Below are 15,338 nucleotides of genomic sequence, written 5' to 3' on the forward strand. Positions count from 1 at the left end.
TCCTCGGTCGCCGGGTATGGCCCCCCGCGCGCCTCCCCGTCGCCGCCGCTGGCGGCCAGATGTGGGGGGGGGGGGGGGGGGCGGGCCCGGGGGGGTGGGTGGAGGGATCCGGCCCGGCGTCCGTTCCGGCGGGCGGGCCGGTCAGGACGGCCCGCCCGCCCCCGGCTCAACCGTCGTAGCTGTCGGCCCCCGCGCCGCCTTCGGCGTCAGCGTCGGCTGACGCGCCGTGAGCGGGGTTGCTGGTGGGGGCGAGGGCGAAGCGGCGGGGCCGCTCACAGGACAGCACCGCATCCCCGAGGCTGACCAGCCGGTCCAGGGCATTGGCCACCGCACCGGACGAACGGTCCAGCGCCCGCCCGATCTCGTACGGGGTGAAGTCCTTGTCCGGGAACTCGAGCAGGTGCGCGTGCACCATGTCCCGCAGCACACCCGTCCGGACCCCGTTTCCCGTACCCGCGCCGCTTGCGGCACCCGGACGGGTCGCAGCCGGACGGGCCGGGGCGGCGGTGGTGCCGGTCAGCACCGCCCGCGCGTTCCGGTGCGCCGAGGCGGCCTTCGTCATGGCCATTTCCAGGCACCCCAGCGCCATCACGGCATTCCCCTGGTCCTTGGCCATGATCGCTCCGCTGAACAGATCCACCAGCTCGGTCAGTTCCGCCCGAACGCATGCCCATGCCGGATCATCGGTCACCGGCTTCGCCTCGGAGGGGTCGGAGCTAGAGGCTGAGGCAGATTCGCCATCCGCTCGATCCGGCACCTCGCCGGTCGTCCCATCGGCGCTCAGCCCCTCAGGTTCGCGGTTCTCTTCGCCCGTCAGGACTTCCTCGTCGATCAGCTCGTCCGCCGGGGGAAGGTCGGCGGCGGTGAACACCTCCTCATCTGCTGCGCTCTCGGTGTTGGCGTCCGAAGTGGTCGGCTCGTCGGGCGTGACATCCGTCGAGGCCGAGGCGTCAGCGGTCGGCACGGGGGTGTCGACCGTGATCGGGAACCATCGGTCAGCGGCGCGGCCCCGCGTTTGACCGTCGTTCACCCCCGGCTCGCGGCGGGCCTGCCCTTCGGTCTCGAGCTGGTTGAGGATCTTGCCCGCGACCATCCGGCTCAGCCCGGCCGCCGCCCCGATCACCGTGGCCGACGAACCCGGCTCGGCGTTCAGCGCCGCCCACACCGCCGCCACACGCCCGTCCGCGTCCGGGGTGTTGTCGGTGTCCGGGGCTGCGGCGTCGGGGCCGTCAGGGGCCGTCACAGGCCCGGTGTCGGAAGGAATGGTGACGGCGGTTTCCGCGTCAGCGGGGGCGGTGTCGGTAGCGGTCATTTCCGCGATGTGAATAGCCATTTCGTGACGCCCTTTCCGGTCGCTATACCGACCCCGTCCGGGCCGGTGTTTTTCGTTTGCGTCACGACCATCCCTCGCCCATAACGCGGACAGCAAGTCGACCGGCCAACAAATTTAGTCACCGCAACGGCTGGAGAGGCTGCCCTAACAAAACCAACCGCCGATCTGCAAAAACACCTCATGAGAAACTTCCGCGATCAGCTTGACATTCGACCCACGTCCAGCTCTTCACCTATTGCAATGGACGACGGCGAACGATGCCCGAATGCCGGAATGCGATACGAAAGAATCTGTGAGATGAATGCGCATCCCGGTTGACAAACATACGGGCATCGAGCGTCCATTGAATTAGGCGGTAAACACCGCCGACACGGCACCCGGAATAACCCGCCGGGGAAATCGAAAGGCACACCGCATGACACGCGCCAACCGCCGCACCGCCACCCGCCGCCGCATGGTCAGCCCCGGACACGTCCGCGCGCTAGCCAACTACGGCCCCGGATGGGCGATCATGTGGGACGACCGCCACGGGCAACCCGTCATCGTCCGCCCCGAACGCGGCGACGACGGCAGCCTCCTCGAAATCTGCACCTACGAGGAGATGTTCACCCTCGGAGGCGATTGCGACCCCGGCGAAGACGCCTCCACCTGCCCGGCATGCACGCCGGGCGCACCGCCCGACTTCTACATGATCGCCGCCCACATGACCGACATCCTCGGCGACTACTACCACGACCGCGCCGACATCGCCGCGTACATGCCCCTTACGCTGCCCTACACCCGCGCCCTGACTCAACACGGCTACCAACGCCGCATGCAGGGCAACCGGTACTACCGCAACGAAGTCCGGCAACACGACACCTTCAACCAGCTGTACCGCTCACCTGACCACCACCTCGTCCGACTGATCATCGCGCTGACCCCCGCCGACGCCCCCGCCCCCGCGCCACCGCTCACGATCGAATGGACCTACCTCGGCCACACCGGCCCCGATGGCACCTGCCCCGTCACCGACATGCCCGCTGACACCCCGCCCGCCGACGTCGCCGAACTGATCGCCACCCACGTCGCCATCCATCCCCCCGCCCCCACCGCGCCGGACGACATGAACACACCTGAGGGAACCTACACACCCGCCACCGCGTAACCCCGCCCCTGGACAACCCACCGGCCCTGGCACCGCCCCACGGCGGCACCGGGGCCGTAGGCGTCCCCGGGCCGGTCAGCCAACCGTCAGCGACCCCGACCGCGCCATCCCCCGCATCCGTCCCGACGCTGCCTCGGCCCACACCACACCCGTCACACGCTCCACAAACAGGCCGGCTCGCGGCCATGCCGCGAGCCGGCCAGGGGGCTGGCAGTCGAAGGAGCCATGGGATACAAGATGAGCCGGCGAGCGGGGCCAGCAGCAGCACGGTCAGCCTCTTCACACACGCGCACACATATTTAAAGGACTCGTCCTTAGACGAGTCGGGCCGCCCAGCGCACTGTCCGAAACCGGTAAGACCTGCGAAAACACCATCTGCGCGGGGTAGCGGCCTTAATCGCGCAAGGGAACGCTACCCCTATTTCCGGTGGGAAGATCTGCCCCCATCTGACACAACCTCGCTACCGCCCAAAACTTCATAGCGCGCCCGGATGACCGAGGCCGACAGGCCGTCTCCGTCCCGTCGCAGGAGCCGGTTCGCCTCGCTCCCGATGCGGAGTAAACCCCTCCCGGTCCTGTCGTCCAGCATCGCTCGCCGCCGGACGGGCGAACCGGTATGAACGCCCACCTGCACCCCAGGCGTCAAGCCCGCGCCCGGCCCATCACGCGCGGGCACATCAACGCTCAGGCGGCAACAGCAGCGGTCAGCATCGCTGCGGCAGGCTTCGACCGGACCCGGCGGTGGCCACGTCCACCTGGCTCGTCCCGGCCAGTCGTGCGAGCCTGTTTCCCGACCTGCGCCGCTGAACACGAACGGTCCCGACGCTTGCCCCACGGCCACAACGACCACCCGTACGGCCGCCGACCCGCTCGCGCCACGTCAGCGGCAGCAATCGCCCACGTGCCCGTCCCCGACCGTTCGGCGGTCAACGCCCCCGGCGGCGGCGCAACCACCGCCGTCGTGCCACTCAGCCCCGTACCGGCGCCCCCACTACCACCGATGCCCGCCGTACATGTCGAACCCGATCCCGGCAACCCGCTCACCCCCGCCCACCCCGCATCAGATCCCATCACCAACAGCTCGGCCACCATCGGCAGCACCGAGCCAGACTCTGACGCCTCATCCTCGACCAGGCCCGGTACAGCCGATCCGCACCCTGGCAACAGCCCGGTCACGTTCGGTTCTACCGACACGGAAGGCAGGGCCTGGCGGAGTTCCTGCGGCCCAGCCGCACTGATCACCGCCTGCTTGCCGCGCATCGCGATCCACCGGCACCGCACCACCAGGAAGGCCCAGCCCGGCCAATCCTCGCGCAGCCCGGCCAGCGCCTGCCGTGCCCACGGCTCCTGGCCGAACGCCGACACCTGGCTCGCCGCCTGCCCACGTACGTCCTCCGCAAGCACCCGGAAGGGGCCAGACCAACAACCGCTTTCCCCGCAATCCGGGCAGAGTGCGTTGCCCGCTCCACCCGCCCCCACCGTCCGGCCACCCGCTTCCTCGTTGGCGGTTCCTTCACAGCCCACCGGCGACAAGCCGCTACGGGCAACGAGGCGTCCTGCTGCCTCGGTGAGCGTCCCAAAGGCCATCGGCATCGCTTCGAACCCACCGCCCGGCTCCGACTCTTCCGCACCAGCACGGGCCGAAGCACCCGCTTCTGCTGCCGCCGAGGCCGCCGCGATCGCCTCCTCGGGGAGGGCCAGCTCGACCCACACCGCATGCCCGGTAATCGCATCGCCCGCCACCCCGAACCGGACCGCCAGCGCAGCCACCCCGGCCAGCCCCCGCCCGTGCTCGGCCAGGTTCAGCACCGAACCCGGTGTCCGGGAGAAGTCCGGAGCTGAACCCCCGCCCAGGTCGTACACCACGATCCGGGCCACGCCCGCGCCGCGCAGCACCTCCACCACGAAGAACCCCCATGCCTGCCCCGAACACGAGTGCTGCAGCGCGTTGGCGATCAGCTCGGCCGTCACCCACTCCGCGTCGTGTCTCCGGCCGGTGTCCGCCAGCAAGCGGCCCACCATGCGGCGCGCGGGGGCCGACTGATCGCCGCGTCCCGGGAATGCCTGCCGCCAGGCCATCCCGCCCCACACCGGCCGGGAGCGGAAGGTCGACATCACCAGCCCCGGTGCCAGATCCGGGAACTCCTCCCCACGCAGCTGCCCGTGCGTCCGCGGCATGAGGAGTCGGCTCGGCTCGCCTGAGAAGTGCTGCGTACGGTTATCCATGCTGGCTGGCCCCTTCCGGTCACGACCCCGGCACGTCCGGGAGCGACCAGCACGATCACTCACCTCCCCGCCCGAATCACATCCCCAACCCGCGATCCCACGCCCACCCCGCCCCGACCTGTGGCCATGCCCCGACCCACCCAACGACGGCCCCCGTGACCGCCCGATCGACCACCCCATGCCGAGACTGGAGTCCCTCCCCAGAGCCCGCCTACCGTTCCCCGGATCACGCGACGCCCGCGTGCTACAGGAAAGGGGACGTCGACACATGTCCGGAACCGGATACCAGACACTGCTCGACTGCCGCCGCCGCAGCCGCTACCTGCGCCAGCACGGCTTCACCATCGACCAGATCGCCGCCATCCTCGCCCTCGACCACCCCGCCACCCCACTCCGCCTCTACCGCCACGCCGCCGGCCTCACCGCAACCCAAACGGTCAACGCCTTCCACCGGCTCGCCGACGCCGCCGGAGCGGGACTGCGCGAATCCCGCCTCTATGACTACGAGAACTGGCCGACGACGGGCCGCCGCCCCTCCCTCTACGCCCTGCGCCTCCTGGCCCGTGTCTACAGCACCCGACCTGTCTGCTTGCTCACTCCCGCCATGCTGGCCACCTATGCCCCGCGTGACCAGGACGCGCTACGCCGAACGGACGGATGAGTCCCTGCAGGACTGGGGCTCCCTCGTCGCCCGTTCTCGCCCGCAGGACCGGCTGGTTAACGCACCAATCGCTCATACACCTGCCGGGCCTGCGGACTCGGCACCGCGTCGATCTCCGCTAGCCGCTCCCTCAACAACTCGAACGACCGCCGTACCGCGGGCAGGCGTCCGAGTTCGCCTTGAACCGACATCAGCAGACACCACAACGTCTCGCTGTACGGATCGATGCACTCGACCGCCAGCCTCAGCACGTCCACCGCCCGCCCTGGATCATCGGCCCGCACCAGCTCGGCCATCCGCTCAGCGGCATCCGCTGCCTGCCGCTGAGCGGCCTGCCGCGACGGGAGCACCCACAGATCATCGCGCCCGGCCAGCAGCGGCCCCCGGTACAGGGCCAGCGCCTCTTGCAAAGCCGCCACCCGCACAGCATCCTCGTCCGCGATCGAGGCCCGCTTGCACGCGTCCTCGAACCGCCAGAAGTCCGCATCGAACGATGCCGCCGGCAGCACCCGACGCTCCCCGGACTTGAGCACGAACCGTACGCCGGCCGCGCACCCCACCGCCTGCCGCATCGCCCGGTTGATCTCCCGCACCGCCGAATCCAGTCGGCGCCCGGCAACCTCCCCAAGCCACAGCGTCTCGGCAATCCCCTCCGCCGAAACCCCGTCCCGCGATACCGCAAGCAGCGCCAACAACTCCCGGGCCTCGGCACGACCGAAACAGACCTCGGCCCCGCCATACGACAGCCGCGGAACCCCCAGCACCTCGACCTTCGCCTTACCCGCCGCCGCTACGAAACCCGACCCCACCCTGGCCGAAGCGCTTGAGACGCGGGGCACCTCAGCCTCTGAAACCGCCGAGCGAAAGCCGGGCTGGTCAGGCTGGGACGGAGTCGCCGCCAAGTGCTCACCGCGGTCGCGCTTGGCAACCGACTCCGCCATCCCGCAGGTGACCGTAGGCGCCTGCACCCCAGCGGATGACAGGACAACCGCCGGGAAGGCTTCGATTTCCTCTCCGTTGCGACCATCGATACCGCGTGGACCAGCAGCACCTCCAGGCAGACGCGCAGCAAACGAGCTCGCGCCGGCCTGCGCCGACCAAGGCCGCAGCCGACCGATAAGCGCAGTCGTCAGGACCATGAGCATGAGCCCGAATGCCAACGCGCCACTCAGCGGACCCATCCCCTCAGACCGAGACTGCGCCCGCGGTCTAACCGCCGCAACCAGATCGGGCGCAGGAGAACCCGCTGCGGGCATAGGAAACGGTGTCGAGGTCGAGGCCAAGGGCGTTTCCGATGGAGCTGGTGATGGGGGAACCGTCTTGGACGATGGCTTCCTACCGTCCTTGTGCGGGTGTTGCTGACGGTGGGCCCTTGTCTGACGATCTCGGTTCAGAACCCGAGCCCGGCCAGTTCCTCCGCTGCTCTGAACAAACGGTCGCCGTTCGGGATCCCGCCTGCGAACTTGGGCTGGGTCGGCCTTAGGCTGCTTTACCGTCGAAATCGCATCGCGCGGCTTCGACACCTTCTGCGGTTCAGAAGTAAGCGTGGTATATGCCGGATTGCGCTGCGACCGCGCCAGATACTTCAGGAGATCCGAAAGGGCTGGCATTCGACCTTGCACCAGGTCGCCATACACCAACGCGCACACCTTCTTAATGTCGTACACCTGCTGTGGTACCTGACCCACGGCAGGACAGTAAGGCGCTGCATTGACCGCACTGGCTGGTGAATTCGCGGCCCACACCACCGACGCCGCAACCACTGCGCCCAGCTTCTTCACCACGTCCCCGACGAGCTGCCGCCGCATAGTGCCTCCCTGCCGCTCTTGAGCCTTCGCACTGATCAGACCGTGCGAGGCCTCGCAGCAGGGGTGGTGAAACCCTCCACGGCACCTACTGACCGAGGAGGCGGCGTCCAGGGCGGCGAGAACCCCTATGACAGCGGGCCTCCTGCGCAGAGCACGCGATCGTGAGAAGTCACCATCGCGCGGAACCACCCATCACCCGACACGACGAGAAGGACCATCACAGAGAGCGTCGTCACCATTACTCTCTGATCGGAGGTGGCGGTGGACGGACAGGATCAGGTCAAAGCGCAGCGCCTTTTGGAAGGCGTCGTCCCGGATGAGATTTTCGTGTCGTACTCCATACTGCTCACGGAGGGCGGCTGCCCGGAGGACGACGCCGCGTCCTTGCTGGGAAGCAAGGAGCACGTCACCGAGCTGACGGCTCGCGGGATGGCGCATCGCCGGCCGGACGGCCCCGCGATGCCGCCGCGCCTCGTGCCCGCTCCCCCAGAACTCGCGCTGCAGGGCGTCCTGACGGATCTCTCACGCCGTCTCGTCAGTGATCAGGAGCGGCTGCTGGCAGGACACAAGCGACTGAGCGAGTTCCACCAGACGCCAGCCGCGGCATCCTCGAACTCGGCGATGGACCGGCTCGTGCACATCGTCACCGACCGAGACGAGATCAGTTCCCTGTCCTACGCACTGATCAACGCCGCGCGGCACGACTGGCTCACGCTGGACAACTACGTCCTGGAGGCGCCCGTCGAGGACTCCACCGGGTACGTACCGCTACCGGTCTTCGAGGGCCAGGTGCAATGCCGGGCGATCTACGAGACCCGCTGCGCAGAGCACCCGATCGGCGCCAAGACGATCGAAGCTGCGGTCGAAGCCGGCGAGCAGGCGCGGCTGCTGCCCCGCATCGGGATGAAGATGAAGCTCGCCGACGAGACAGTCGCCCTTGTTCCCCTGACACCGACCGGCATGGGAGGGGCACTGCTCGTGCGCTCCCCCGTCATCGTCGGAGCACTACGGGAGTACTTCGAGCTGCTCTGGGAGAAGGCAATCCCGTTTGGCAGCGCGAAGGCCGCCGCACCCCTCACGCCCGCGCAGGTGCAGGTGCTCAAGCTGCTCAATCAGGGACTGTCCGACGAGGCGATCGCCCGGCGGATGGACATCAGCGTCAACACCATGCGGCGGCACTGGACCGCCATCCGCGAACAGTTGGGCGTGGAGACCCGCTTCGCCGCCGGAGCCGCAGCCGTACGCCGCAACTGGATCGACTGAACCCGAAAGGTCTTGCCATGCCCGAATACCTGGACTTTGTTCCCCAGCAACGCTTCCAGCCCACCCTCGCGTTGTCCCCGGACGGCCAGTTGGTCGCCTATTCCAGCCATGTCTCCGGGCACTACGACCTGTGGGTGGTGCCCGTCGTCGGTGGCGAGCCGCGTCGCGTGGCCGGCTTCGATGACCGCACTGTCCGCCAGATCGCCTGGACACCCTGCGGCGAGCGGCTGGTGTTCACCGCCGACGAGAACGGAGACGAGCAGTTCCGCCTCTACCTCGTCGCCTCGGATGGGAGTGGCCTGACCGAGGTCAGCTCCGGTCCGGACTGTCAGCGTGTCCTGGCCACCTCGCCGTTCGACCCGACCGGCCGCCTTCTGGCCTACACCGCCAACGACCGCGACCCCGCTGCTCAGGACCTCATCGTCCACGACCTGCAGACCGGCGAACTGCGCCGCTTCACGCCCCCTGACGGGGTCGCCTTCGAGGCCGTCAGCCTCTCCCCCGACGGCCGCCATCTGCTGGCGACCGGGTTCCGTTCCAACACCGACATCGCCATCTACCTCACCGACCTGAGCGACCCGGACGCCGAGCCGGTCTGCCTGACGTCCGCCCTGGGCGAGGGTGTCTTCGAGCCCGGCGTCTGGGCGCCGGACGCCAGCGGCTTCCACCTACTCACCGACCACTGGAGCGAGTTCACCGCCGCCGCCTTCTACGACCTCGCAGCCCATTCTCTGAAGGTGATCGCACACCCCAGCTGGGACGTCGAGGTCCTCGACGCCGCCGCGGGCGTCCGCATCTGGTCCGTGAACGAGGGCGGCAGCTCCCGGCTGCACGCCGACCGCGACGGCAGCCCCATCCCGCTGCCCGCCATCCCGCCCGGCGTCATCTCCGCGCTGTCCCTGGCGCCTGATGCCTCCTTCGCGGTCATCCTGATCAACTCCGCGGCCAGGCCGGCGGAGATAGCGGTCGTGGACCTGGCTCGCCACGAGTTCCGCTACCTCACCGACACCCGCCCCCCGGCCCTGCACGTCATCGACCCCGTCGCCCCCGAGCTGATCACCTACCCGGCCCGCGACGGACGCGACGTCCACGCCCTGCTCTACCGCCCGGACGGCCCCGGCCCGCACCCGGCCCTGTTGTTCGTCCACGGCGGCCCGGAATCCCAGGAACGCCCCATCTACGCCCGCTCTGGCCTCTACCAGCATCTTCTCCACCAAGGGATTGCCATTCTGGCTCCCAACTTCGCCGGATCCACCGGCTACGGCACCGCCCACCAAAAGCTCATCTACTGCGACTGGGGCGGCATCGACCTCGACGACCTGGACCACGGCATCCAATACCTGCACACCCTCGACTGGGCCGACCCGAACCGCCTGGCCGTCATGGGCTCCTCCTACGGCGGCTTCGCCGCTCTGTCCTGCCTGGCCCGCCTCCCCTACCCCTGGGCCGCGGGCGTCTCCATGTGTGGTCCGAGCAACCTCCTCACCCTGGCGAAGGCATCACCTCCCACCTGGAAGACCTTCGTCGCCACCGTCCTCGGCGACCCCGACACCCGCGCCGAACACCTCCTGCAGCGCAGCCCCGTCACCCACGCCGACAACATCACCGCTCCCCTGTTCGTTCTTCAGGGAGCCCATGACCCACGCGTTCCCCAGGCCGAATCCGACCAGATCGTCGCCCGGCTACGTGAACGCGGCGTCCAGGTCCGCTACGACATCTATCCCGACGAGGGCCACGGCTTCACCAACCGCGCCAACGAACTGACCGCCTACGAAGCCATCAGCGCGTTCCTGCACACCCACTTGATTGCCACCACCGTCGACCGCCCCGAAGCGCTCCAGGTGGGCTGAAAGTCCCACCGAAACAGGGCCTCAACCGCAAGAGGGACCGCCTGACGCGTACCCTCTGCCTACCCAGGATGCGGCCCAACGCAGGATCCGGGTCATCTGGTAGACCGCATGGAATGTCGATCCCACGGCTCGTCAATGCAAGATCCAAAACGCGACCCGCCCGAAGGGGCGACGGCTACACTACGCAGCGTGACGATCAAGAACATCGGGGAGCCGGGGATGCCCGTTAAGAATCAACGGCCGCGTGGCCGAGTCCGCACCAAGGCTCTGCTGACGGTGGGCGGAGCCGCCGCGGTCACAGCTGCCGCGATAGCCCTGGGCAGTGCTGGAGTGCTCGGTAGCCGGCAGGACTCTTCGCCTCTCACCGTGGACGCTCTGGCAGGCGTGCCCAGCGATCATGTCCCTGCCTCTGGCCTTATGCAGCGCGGGTCTAACGTCCCATCCGGCGACATCAGCTCCTTGCACCGCAAAATCGCAGAAGCAGATGAGGTCAGCGGCGGTGCCAGCAGTGTCCACGCCGCCAAGAACCGAACGCACGTCGATGAGCCGCATGGACACCACGAGCTCCGACAGCCACCTGCGTTGGCCGCCCCTGCTGCCGACCATCGACCTTCCCGACCGGAGCCTCGGCCGAAGCGTGCTCCGAGCCGTCCTCGTCCCGAGCACCCGACGCCGCCTGGACGCGGCTCGATGCCATCGCTGCTGGAGATGCAGTGCGACGAGATGTTCCCCGCTCACAAGCGGGAGTTTCGGGTGCGCAACATGGCGTGCCATAGTCTCCTAGGTTCCTGAACACTGCCGCGTCCGAGCGTCCGAGTTGGGACTGTACAAAGAAGAACCTGGACAGACCCTCCGAGTTCCGAACAGTGCTGCAGGTTGTCTCGGGTGGCTGTTGAGTTTCGGTATTGCCGAGCGGAGCCTGTGACGGTTGTGTCACGCTGCAGGGTCGGACGGTCGAGCGCAGCCACTCCACAGAGGGGTGGTCACAGCGACCAGCGCAGGAGGGAAGACGTCCTGATCGAGGTGACGGCGCTCCTTCTGCGCCACACCGAGCTGCAGCCAGCGCTGGGTGCGGCGATCGTCTGGACGAATCTCCGCCGCTCGGCAATGCGAACGCCTTCGTACACGATATGCCCCAAGGAGCTGACTGTGCCAATGCTCGTCGCTCACATCCGAGCAATCGGTCACTGCGAACTCTGCTCTCGTGCTGGCTTGGGGGTGCCCTGTGGCGATCAGTGACGCGGACATTTCAAGCGCGCTGTCTGCCTACCTCGGGCGCTACCCGGACGAGGCCGCGCTGCTATCTGAGCCGGTGCAGCTGCTGTCTCAAGGTGGGGACTTCTCCTCCCGGCGGAATTTCCGGATGCACGTGACTGTCGGCGCGCTGCTGGTCCGTGGCGACAAGATTCTGCTGGTTGAGCACCTCTCGTACGGGATCGTGTTGCAGCCCGGTGGTCACCTCGAACCGACCGATACCACGTTGATTGACGCAGCAGTGCGCGAGTTGACGGAGGAGACCGGTGTCGATCCCGGCCAGGTCTTCCCGGCGTCTGAGTCGCAGACCCCTGTTTACATCGAGTACGGCAGGGTCCCGGCCCGACCGGAGAAGGACGAACCTGATCACTACCACCTCGACATCGGCTACTCCTTCGCGACGGATGCGGACGCAGGGCGCATTCAAGAGTCCGAGGTGAAAGGTGCCGCCTGGTACCCGCTTGCCACGGCTGAGCGCCTCGTCGGTCACCGTATCGCGCGAGCGGTCAGCGTATCGACCCGGACCAGCTGAGCAGACCTGTCGAAAGTCTCCGGCCTAGCCGCGCCGGTCGAGGCTCCGCCGTCGGTGATCGGTCCCTTGTCGAGCCGAACACTGGTTGAGCAGTTCCCGCAGCCGATCTTCGGCATGACCCACAGCCGCAGTCAGAGCGTGCTCATGAACTTCAGGCAGACGCCTGACTCCAAGCCCTGCAGCGGTGATCACGGCGCCGAGGTTCTGCTGCTGCTGGTCATTCATGTAGGAGCGCATCCCTTGATGGCCGAGGATGTCGCGGGCAGCGTAGGCGTCGGTGGTGGCCACCTCGACCAGCGCTACGTCAAGGCGGGAGGCATCTGACGGGCATTGGCCGGCGGTCAGGTCGCGTGCGGTCAGGCCGAGTCGTGCCCGGAACGCCGCTGTCGTCGGTTCATCTTGGGTGATCAGAGCCAGCGTCTCCTGGACAACGTGATCCAGTTCGTCCGGTGGGGTGGTGCTGCCGGGCGGGCGGCACGCGATGCGCAACAGCGCCGCGACGGTGTGCTCCCACGGCTCCGCAGGGACGGTGGCCTCGATCATGGCGCAGGCCTTGTCGGGGAGGCCCTGCTCCATCAGTGCCAGGATCTTGAGTTGGCGTCCATCGAGCATGCGTTCGCCGATGCCGCGGTGGGCGGCCATGGCCTCGGCGGCCTCGCTCCAGCGGCCTTGCTGGGCCAGAGCTCGGGCTCCGTCGATGAGCAGGGCTATCCACAGCTCCGTGCAGACCGCGCGATGGTCGTCGCAGCTGCGGGTCAGGGGCGTCAGGTTGACGTCGTGGCCATGGATCACGGTGGCGCTGCGCTGCTGGGCGGCGCGGTAGAGCTGGTCGAGCACCTCGTAGGCGGCTTTGCCGTCGCCTTCACGGATCAGCAACCGGGAAATGTTGATCAGCGGCATCAACGACATGACCGCGATCTCCTGGTCGAGGCTGCCGCTCTCAGCGAAGATCTTGTGCTGTTTCCAGCACAGATCTGCGGCCCGGCCGGGCAGTCCGGCGTCGGAGGCGATGAGCGCGGAGATGTTGAGGACCCCGCAGGCGCGGGCCACCAGGTCGTGGTGATCGGCACCTGCAGGTTCGATGGTCAGCGCGGTGAGATCGGCAATGCGGGCTGCCAAGGGTTTGCCGGGTGGCTTGGTACGGCAGACCAGCGGGATGCGGGCGGCGATCGCAGGGTCCATCACGACGCTGGTGTCCCTTCTACGGCCAGTCGATGACGAGCCGGCTCGCGGGCTTGTCGATGATGAAGCGCGGGTCGGCCGCCTTGAGCTGGTCACGGCTGTCGCCGGTGGCCATGCGGAAGCCAGGGGCGGGAGCGTGGTTGCCGTAGTCGCGGTCCCATTCCTCGATCGCGGCGGCGACCTGCTCGGCCAGGACGGCGGCGCGTGGGCCGTGACCGATGATGCCGATGGCCCAAAGGCGTCCCTCGGTGTCCTGTCCTTCGCGGATGGTCAGGTAGGCCAGGGTGTCACCGTCGAGCGCGGCCATCGAACCCCACGCGAAGTGCGGGGTGAACCCGGCCCTCTGGCCGGGCATCCGCGACAGCCCGTTCGGCAGCACGCAGGCCAGCCACAGATACAGCCACTGCCACGGGTCGCCTTGCCGGAACTTCACCCCGGTATAGACGGGGCGAGCGGGAGTGTCCAGGATCGTCCGCATCGCCTCGCGGTCGACGAGCTGCTCGCTGAAGGTCTCCAGGTGGACGTCGCCTTCCCCGGCGATCTGGACGCGCGTGTAGAGGTCGTCGCAGATGCCCTTGCGCAGCGGTACGAAGGTCGCCATCTCACAGGACACGGTCTTCCAGGTGTCGCCGTCGCGTTCGAGGGCGAAGCTGCGGGAGATGCTGCCGCGGATGCGCATAGGGATGACCAGGCGGCCGTCGGGGGCGAGCTGGTCGAGCACCGTGGTGGGGATGTCGCCGGCGCCCACGGTGAACTGGATGCGGTCGAACGGGGCGTGCTCCGGAAGCCCGGCCGCGCCGTCGCCGAGCACGGCGGTCACGTTGCCGGCCCCGGCGGCTGCCAGGTGGGTGCGGGCGGTGTCGACGAGGTCCTGGTCGACGTCGATCGTCCACACGTGGCCGGTCGGGGCGACCAGGTGGCCGAGGAGGGCGGCGTTGTAGCCGGTGGCCGCCCCGGCCTCCAGAATGTTGTGGCCGGGGCGGGCGCCTACCTGCTCCAGTTGGGTGGCGACGATGGACGGCGCGGAGATGCAGGAGATCATCTCGCCGCCGGTGTCGTGCTTGATCGGCACGGCGTCGTCGACGTAGGCGGCCTCGGCATTGGCGTCGGGGATGAACGTGTGGCGCTCGACCGTACGGAAGGCGTCGATGATCTCTGGGGTGCGCAGGTGGCCGGAGTCGATGTATTTGGCCACCATGGCCTCGCGCAGCTTGGTGGGGTCGACGGGGGTGCTGATGGCGGTCTCCATCCTGGTCGAGGTAGGGGGTACTGGTGAGGTCCGGCTGGTAGAGGCGGCCGCCGGTTCGGTCTCTCCGAAGGCGGCCTGCCAGCCGAGCCACGCCGCGGCGGCCTGCTCGGCCACGGGCGTGTTGTTCCGGTTGAACGCGAAGATCGCGTGGTGGGCGAGGACGGCGCGCAGACCGCGCTTCAGGTTCCCGCCTCTCGCGAGGTGGGCAAGGCGGCGTCCGGCGTTTTCGAACGCGGCGACGCGCTCGACCCAACCCGGTTCGGGGTCGGGCCGCTGGGCGGTGTCAGCGTTCATGAGGCGCCGCATCGTGGTGATCGCCGCCGCCCGGCGGGCCTCGGCGGGCGGGTCGATCGGCGGGCGCAGGTCGCCGATCTTCGCCCATACGTCGCCGGCCTCGAACGGGTCGAGCCCGGCTGCCCGGTACATCGACGACAGGAGCAGGATGCACCGTTCTCTGCTGTCGGGGCTGCCGGTCTCGGCCAGCGCGGCGGGGCTGTCGGCGCAGAACACGGCGTGGGCGATGGCCATGCCCTGCGGGCCGCCGAACGCGTCGGTCTCGGCCTCGTAGATGCCGACAGCCCAGCCGGCCGCTACCTTGTCGGCGACGAGCTGGTCGAGCAGGGCGTCCACGGGACGGTCCGTGCGCAGCCGCAGTCCTCCCTCTTTGCGCAGGAAGTGGAAGCGCCGTCCGGTCAGCGCGGCTGACAGCTTGGCCGCCGCCTCGGGACTTACCCCGGAATCGCCGGGGAAGCGGATCGTGGCCTGCCACCACTCCGGCTCGGCCGGTGGGGCGAGATTGTCTTCGTAGCTGTCCATGTCGTTGCTGTTGCTCC

General features: G+C 68.5%; 10 protein-coding genes. 5 read left to right on the forward strand and 5 right to left on the reverse strand.

Translation table 11 applies throughout. The features are described from left to right. Positions 1-166 precede the first annotated feature (166 nt). Positions 167-1,333 carry a hypothetical protein gene (locus AB0J69_RS54705; RefSeq protein WP_364135825.1) on the reverse strand — a complete coding sequence of 389 codons (1,167 nt, stop codon included), beginning with the start codon at positions 1,331-1,333 and terminating at the stop codon, positions 167-169. A 415-nt stretch (positions 1,334-1,748) separates the two neighbouring features. Here AB0J69_RS54705 and AB0J69_RS54710 point away from each other — a divergent pair, with 415 nt between their 5' ends. After that, positions 1,749-2,480 carry a hypothetical protein gene (locus AB0J69_RS54710; protein ID WP_364135827.1) on the forward strand — a complete coding sequence of 244 codons (732 nt, stop codon included), beginning with the start codon at positions 1,749-1,751 and terminating at the stop codon, positions 2,478-2,480. 684 nt (positions 2,481-3,164) lie between these two features. On the opposite strand, the gene AB0J69_RS54715 is transcribed toward AB0J69_RS54710, so the two are convergent. Continuing rightward, positions 3,165-4,706: an ATP-binding protein gene (locus AB0J69_RS54715; RefSeq protein WP_364135830.1), complete on the reverse strand. Its 1,542-nt coding sequence runs from the start codon at positions 4,704-4,706 to the stop codon at positions 3,165-3,167. A 268-nt stretch (positions 4,707-4,974) separates the two neighbouring features. On the opposite strand from AB0J69_RS54715, the gene AB0J69_RS54720 reads away from it, so the two are divergent. Next, a complete protein-coding gene (locus AB0J69_RS54720; protein WP_364135832.1) occupies positions 4,975-5,367 on the forward strand; it encodes a hypothetical protein in 393 nt (130 codons plus the stop codon). A 56-nt stretch (positions 5,368-5,423) separates the two neighbouring features. Here the strand turns inward: AB0J69_RS54720 and AB0J69_RS54725 are convergent, their stop codons facing one another. After that, positions 5,424-6,512 carry a bacterial transcriptional activator domain-containing protein gene (locus AB0J69_RS54725; RefSeq protein ID WP_364135834.1) on the reverse strand — a complete coding sequence of 363 codons (1,089 nt, stop codon included), beginning with the start codon at positions 6,510-6,512 and terminating at the stop codon, positions 5,424-5,426. 924 nt (positions 6,513-7,436) lie between these two features. Here AB0J69_RS54725 and AB0J69_RS54730 point away from each other — a divergent pair. From AB0J69_RS54730 to AB0J69_RS54740, 3 genes are all read left to right on the forward strand, one after another. Further along, positions 7,437-8,438 carry a helix-turn-helix transcriptional regulator gene (locus tag AB0J69_RS54730; protein WP_364135835.1) on the forward strand — a complete coding sequence of 334 codons (1,002 nt, stop codon included), beginning with the start codon at positions 7,437-7,439 and terminating at the stop codon, positions 8,436-8,438. 17 nt (positions 8,439-8,455) lie between these two features. Continuing rightward, positions 8,456-10,288, forward strand: coding sequence for a S9 family peptidase (locus tag AB0J69_RS54735; RefSeq protein ID WP_364135837.1), 1,833 nt, complete (start codon positions 8,456-8,458; stop codon positions 10,286-10,288). Between the two features lie 1,225 nt (positions 10,289-11,513). Next, on the forward strand, positions 11,514-12,074 hold the full coding sequence (locus AB0J69_RS54740) for an NUDIX domain-containing protein (RefSeq protein ID WP_364135838.1): 561 nt from the start codon (positions 11,514-11,516) through the stop codon (positions 12,072-12,074). A 24-nt stretch (positions 12,075-12,098) separates the two neighbouring features. On the opposite strand, the gene AB0J69_RS54745 is transcribed toward AB0J69_RS54740, so the two are convergent. Further along, positions 12,099-13,256 (reverse strand): hypothetical protein, encoded by a 1,158-nt coding sequence (locus AB0J69_RS54745; RefSeq protein WP_364135840.1) that lies wholly within the window; start codon positions 13,254-13,256, stop codon positions 12,099-12,101. A gap of 19 nt (positions 13,257-13,275) precedes the next feature. Further along, a complete protein-coding gene (gene fxlM / locus AB0J69_RS54750; protein ID WP_364135843.1) occupies positions 13,276-15,321 on the reverse strand; it encodes a methyltransferase, FxLD system in 2,046 nt (681 codons plus the stop codon). Positions 15,322-15,338 lie beyond the last annotated feature (17 nt).

The organism is Nonomuraea sp. NPDC049709, assembly GCF_040674815.1.
GTDB lineage: Bacteria > Actinomycetota > Actinomycetes > Streptosporangiales > Streptosporangiaceae > Nonomuraea.

Bases quoted from the DNA above. Each gene is read 5' to 3' on its own strand.
- AB0J69_RS54705 (WP_364135825.1), bottom strand. From the start codon at position 1,333: ATGGCTATTCACATCGCGGAAATGACCGCTACCGACACCGCCCCCGCT.
- AB0J69_RS54710 (WP_364135827.1), top strand. From the start codon at position 1,749: ATGACACGCGCCAACCGCCGCACCGCCACCCGCCGCCGCATGGTCAGC.
- AB0J69_RS54715 (WP_364135830.1), bottom strand. From the start codon at position 4,706: ATGGATAACCGTACGCAGCACTTCTCAGGCGAGCCGAGCCGACTCCTC.
- AB0J69_RS54720 (WP_364135832.1), top strand. From the start codon at position 4,975: ATGTCCGGAACCGGATACCAGACACTGCTCGACTGCCGCCGCCGCAGC.
- AB0J69_RS54725 (WP_364135834.1), bottom strand. From the start codon at position 6,512: ATGCTCATGGTCCTGACGACTGCGCTTATCGGTCGGCTGCGGCCTTGG.
- AB0J69_RS54735 (WP_364135837.1), top strand. From the start codon at position 8,456: ATGCCCGAATACCTGGACTTTGTTCCCCAGCAACGCTTCCAGCCCACC.
- AB0J69_RS54745 (WP_364135840.1), bottom strand. From the start codon at position 13,256: ATGGACCCTGCGATCGCCGCCCGCATCCCGCTGGTCTGCCGTACCAAG.
- fxlM (WP_364135843.1), bottom strand. From the start codon at position 15,321: ATGGACAGCTACGAAGACAATCTCGCCCCACCGGCCGAGCCGGAGTGG.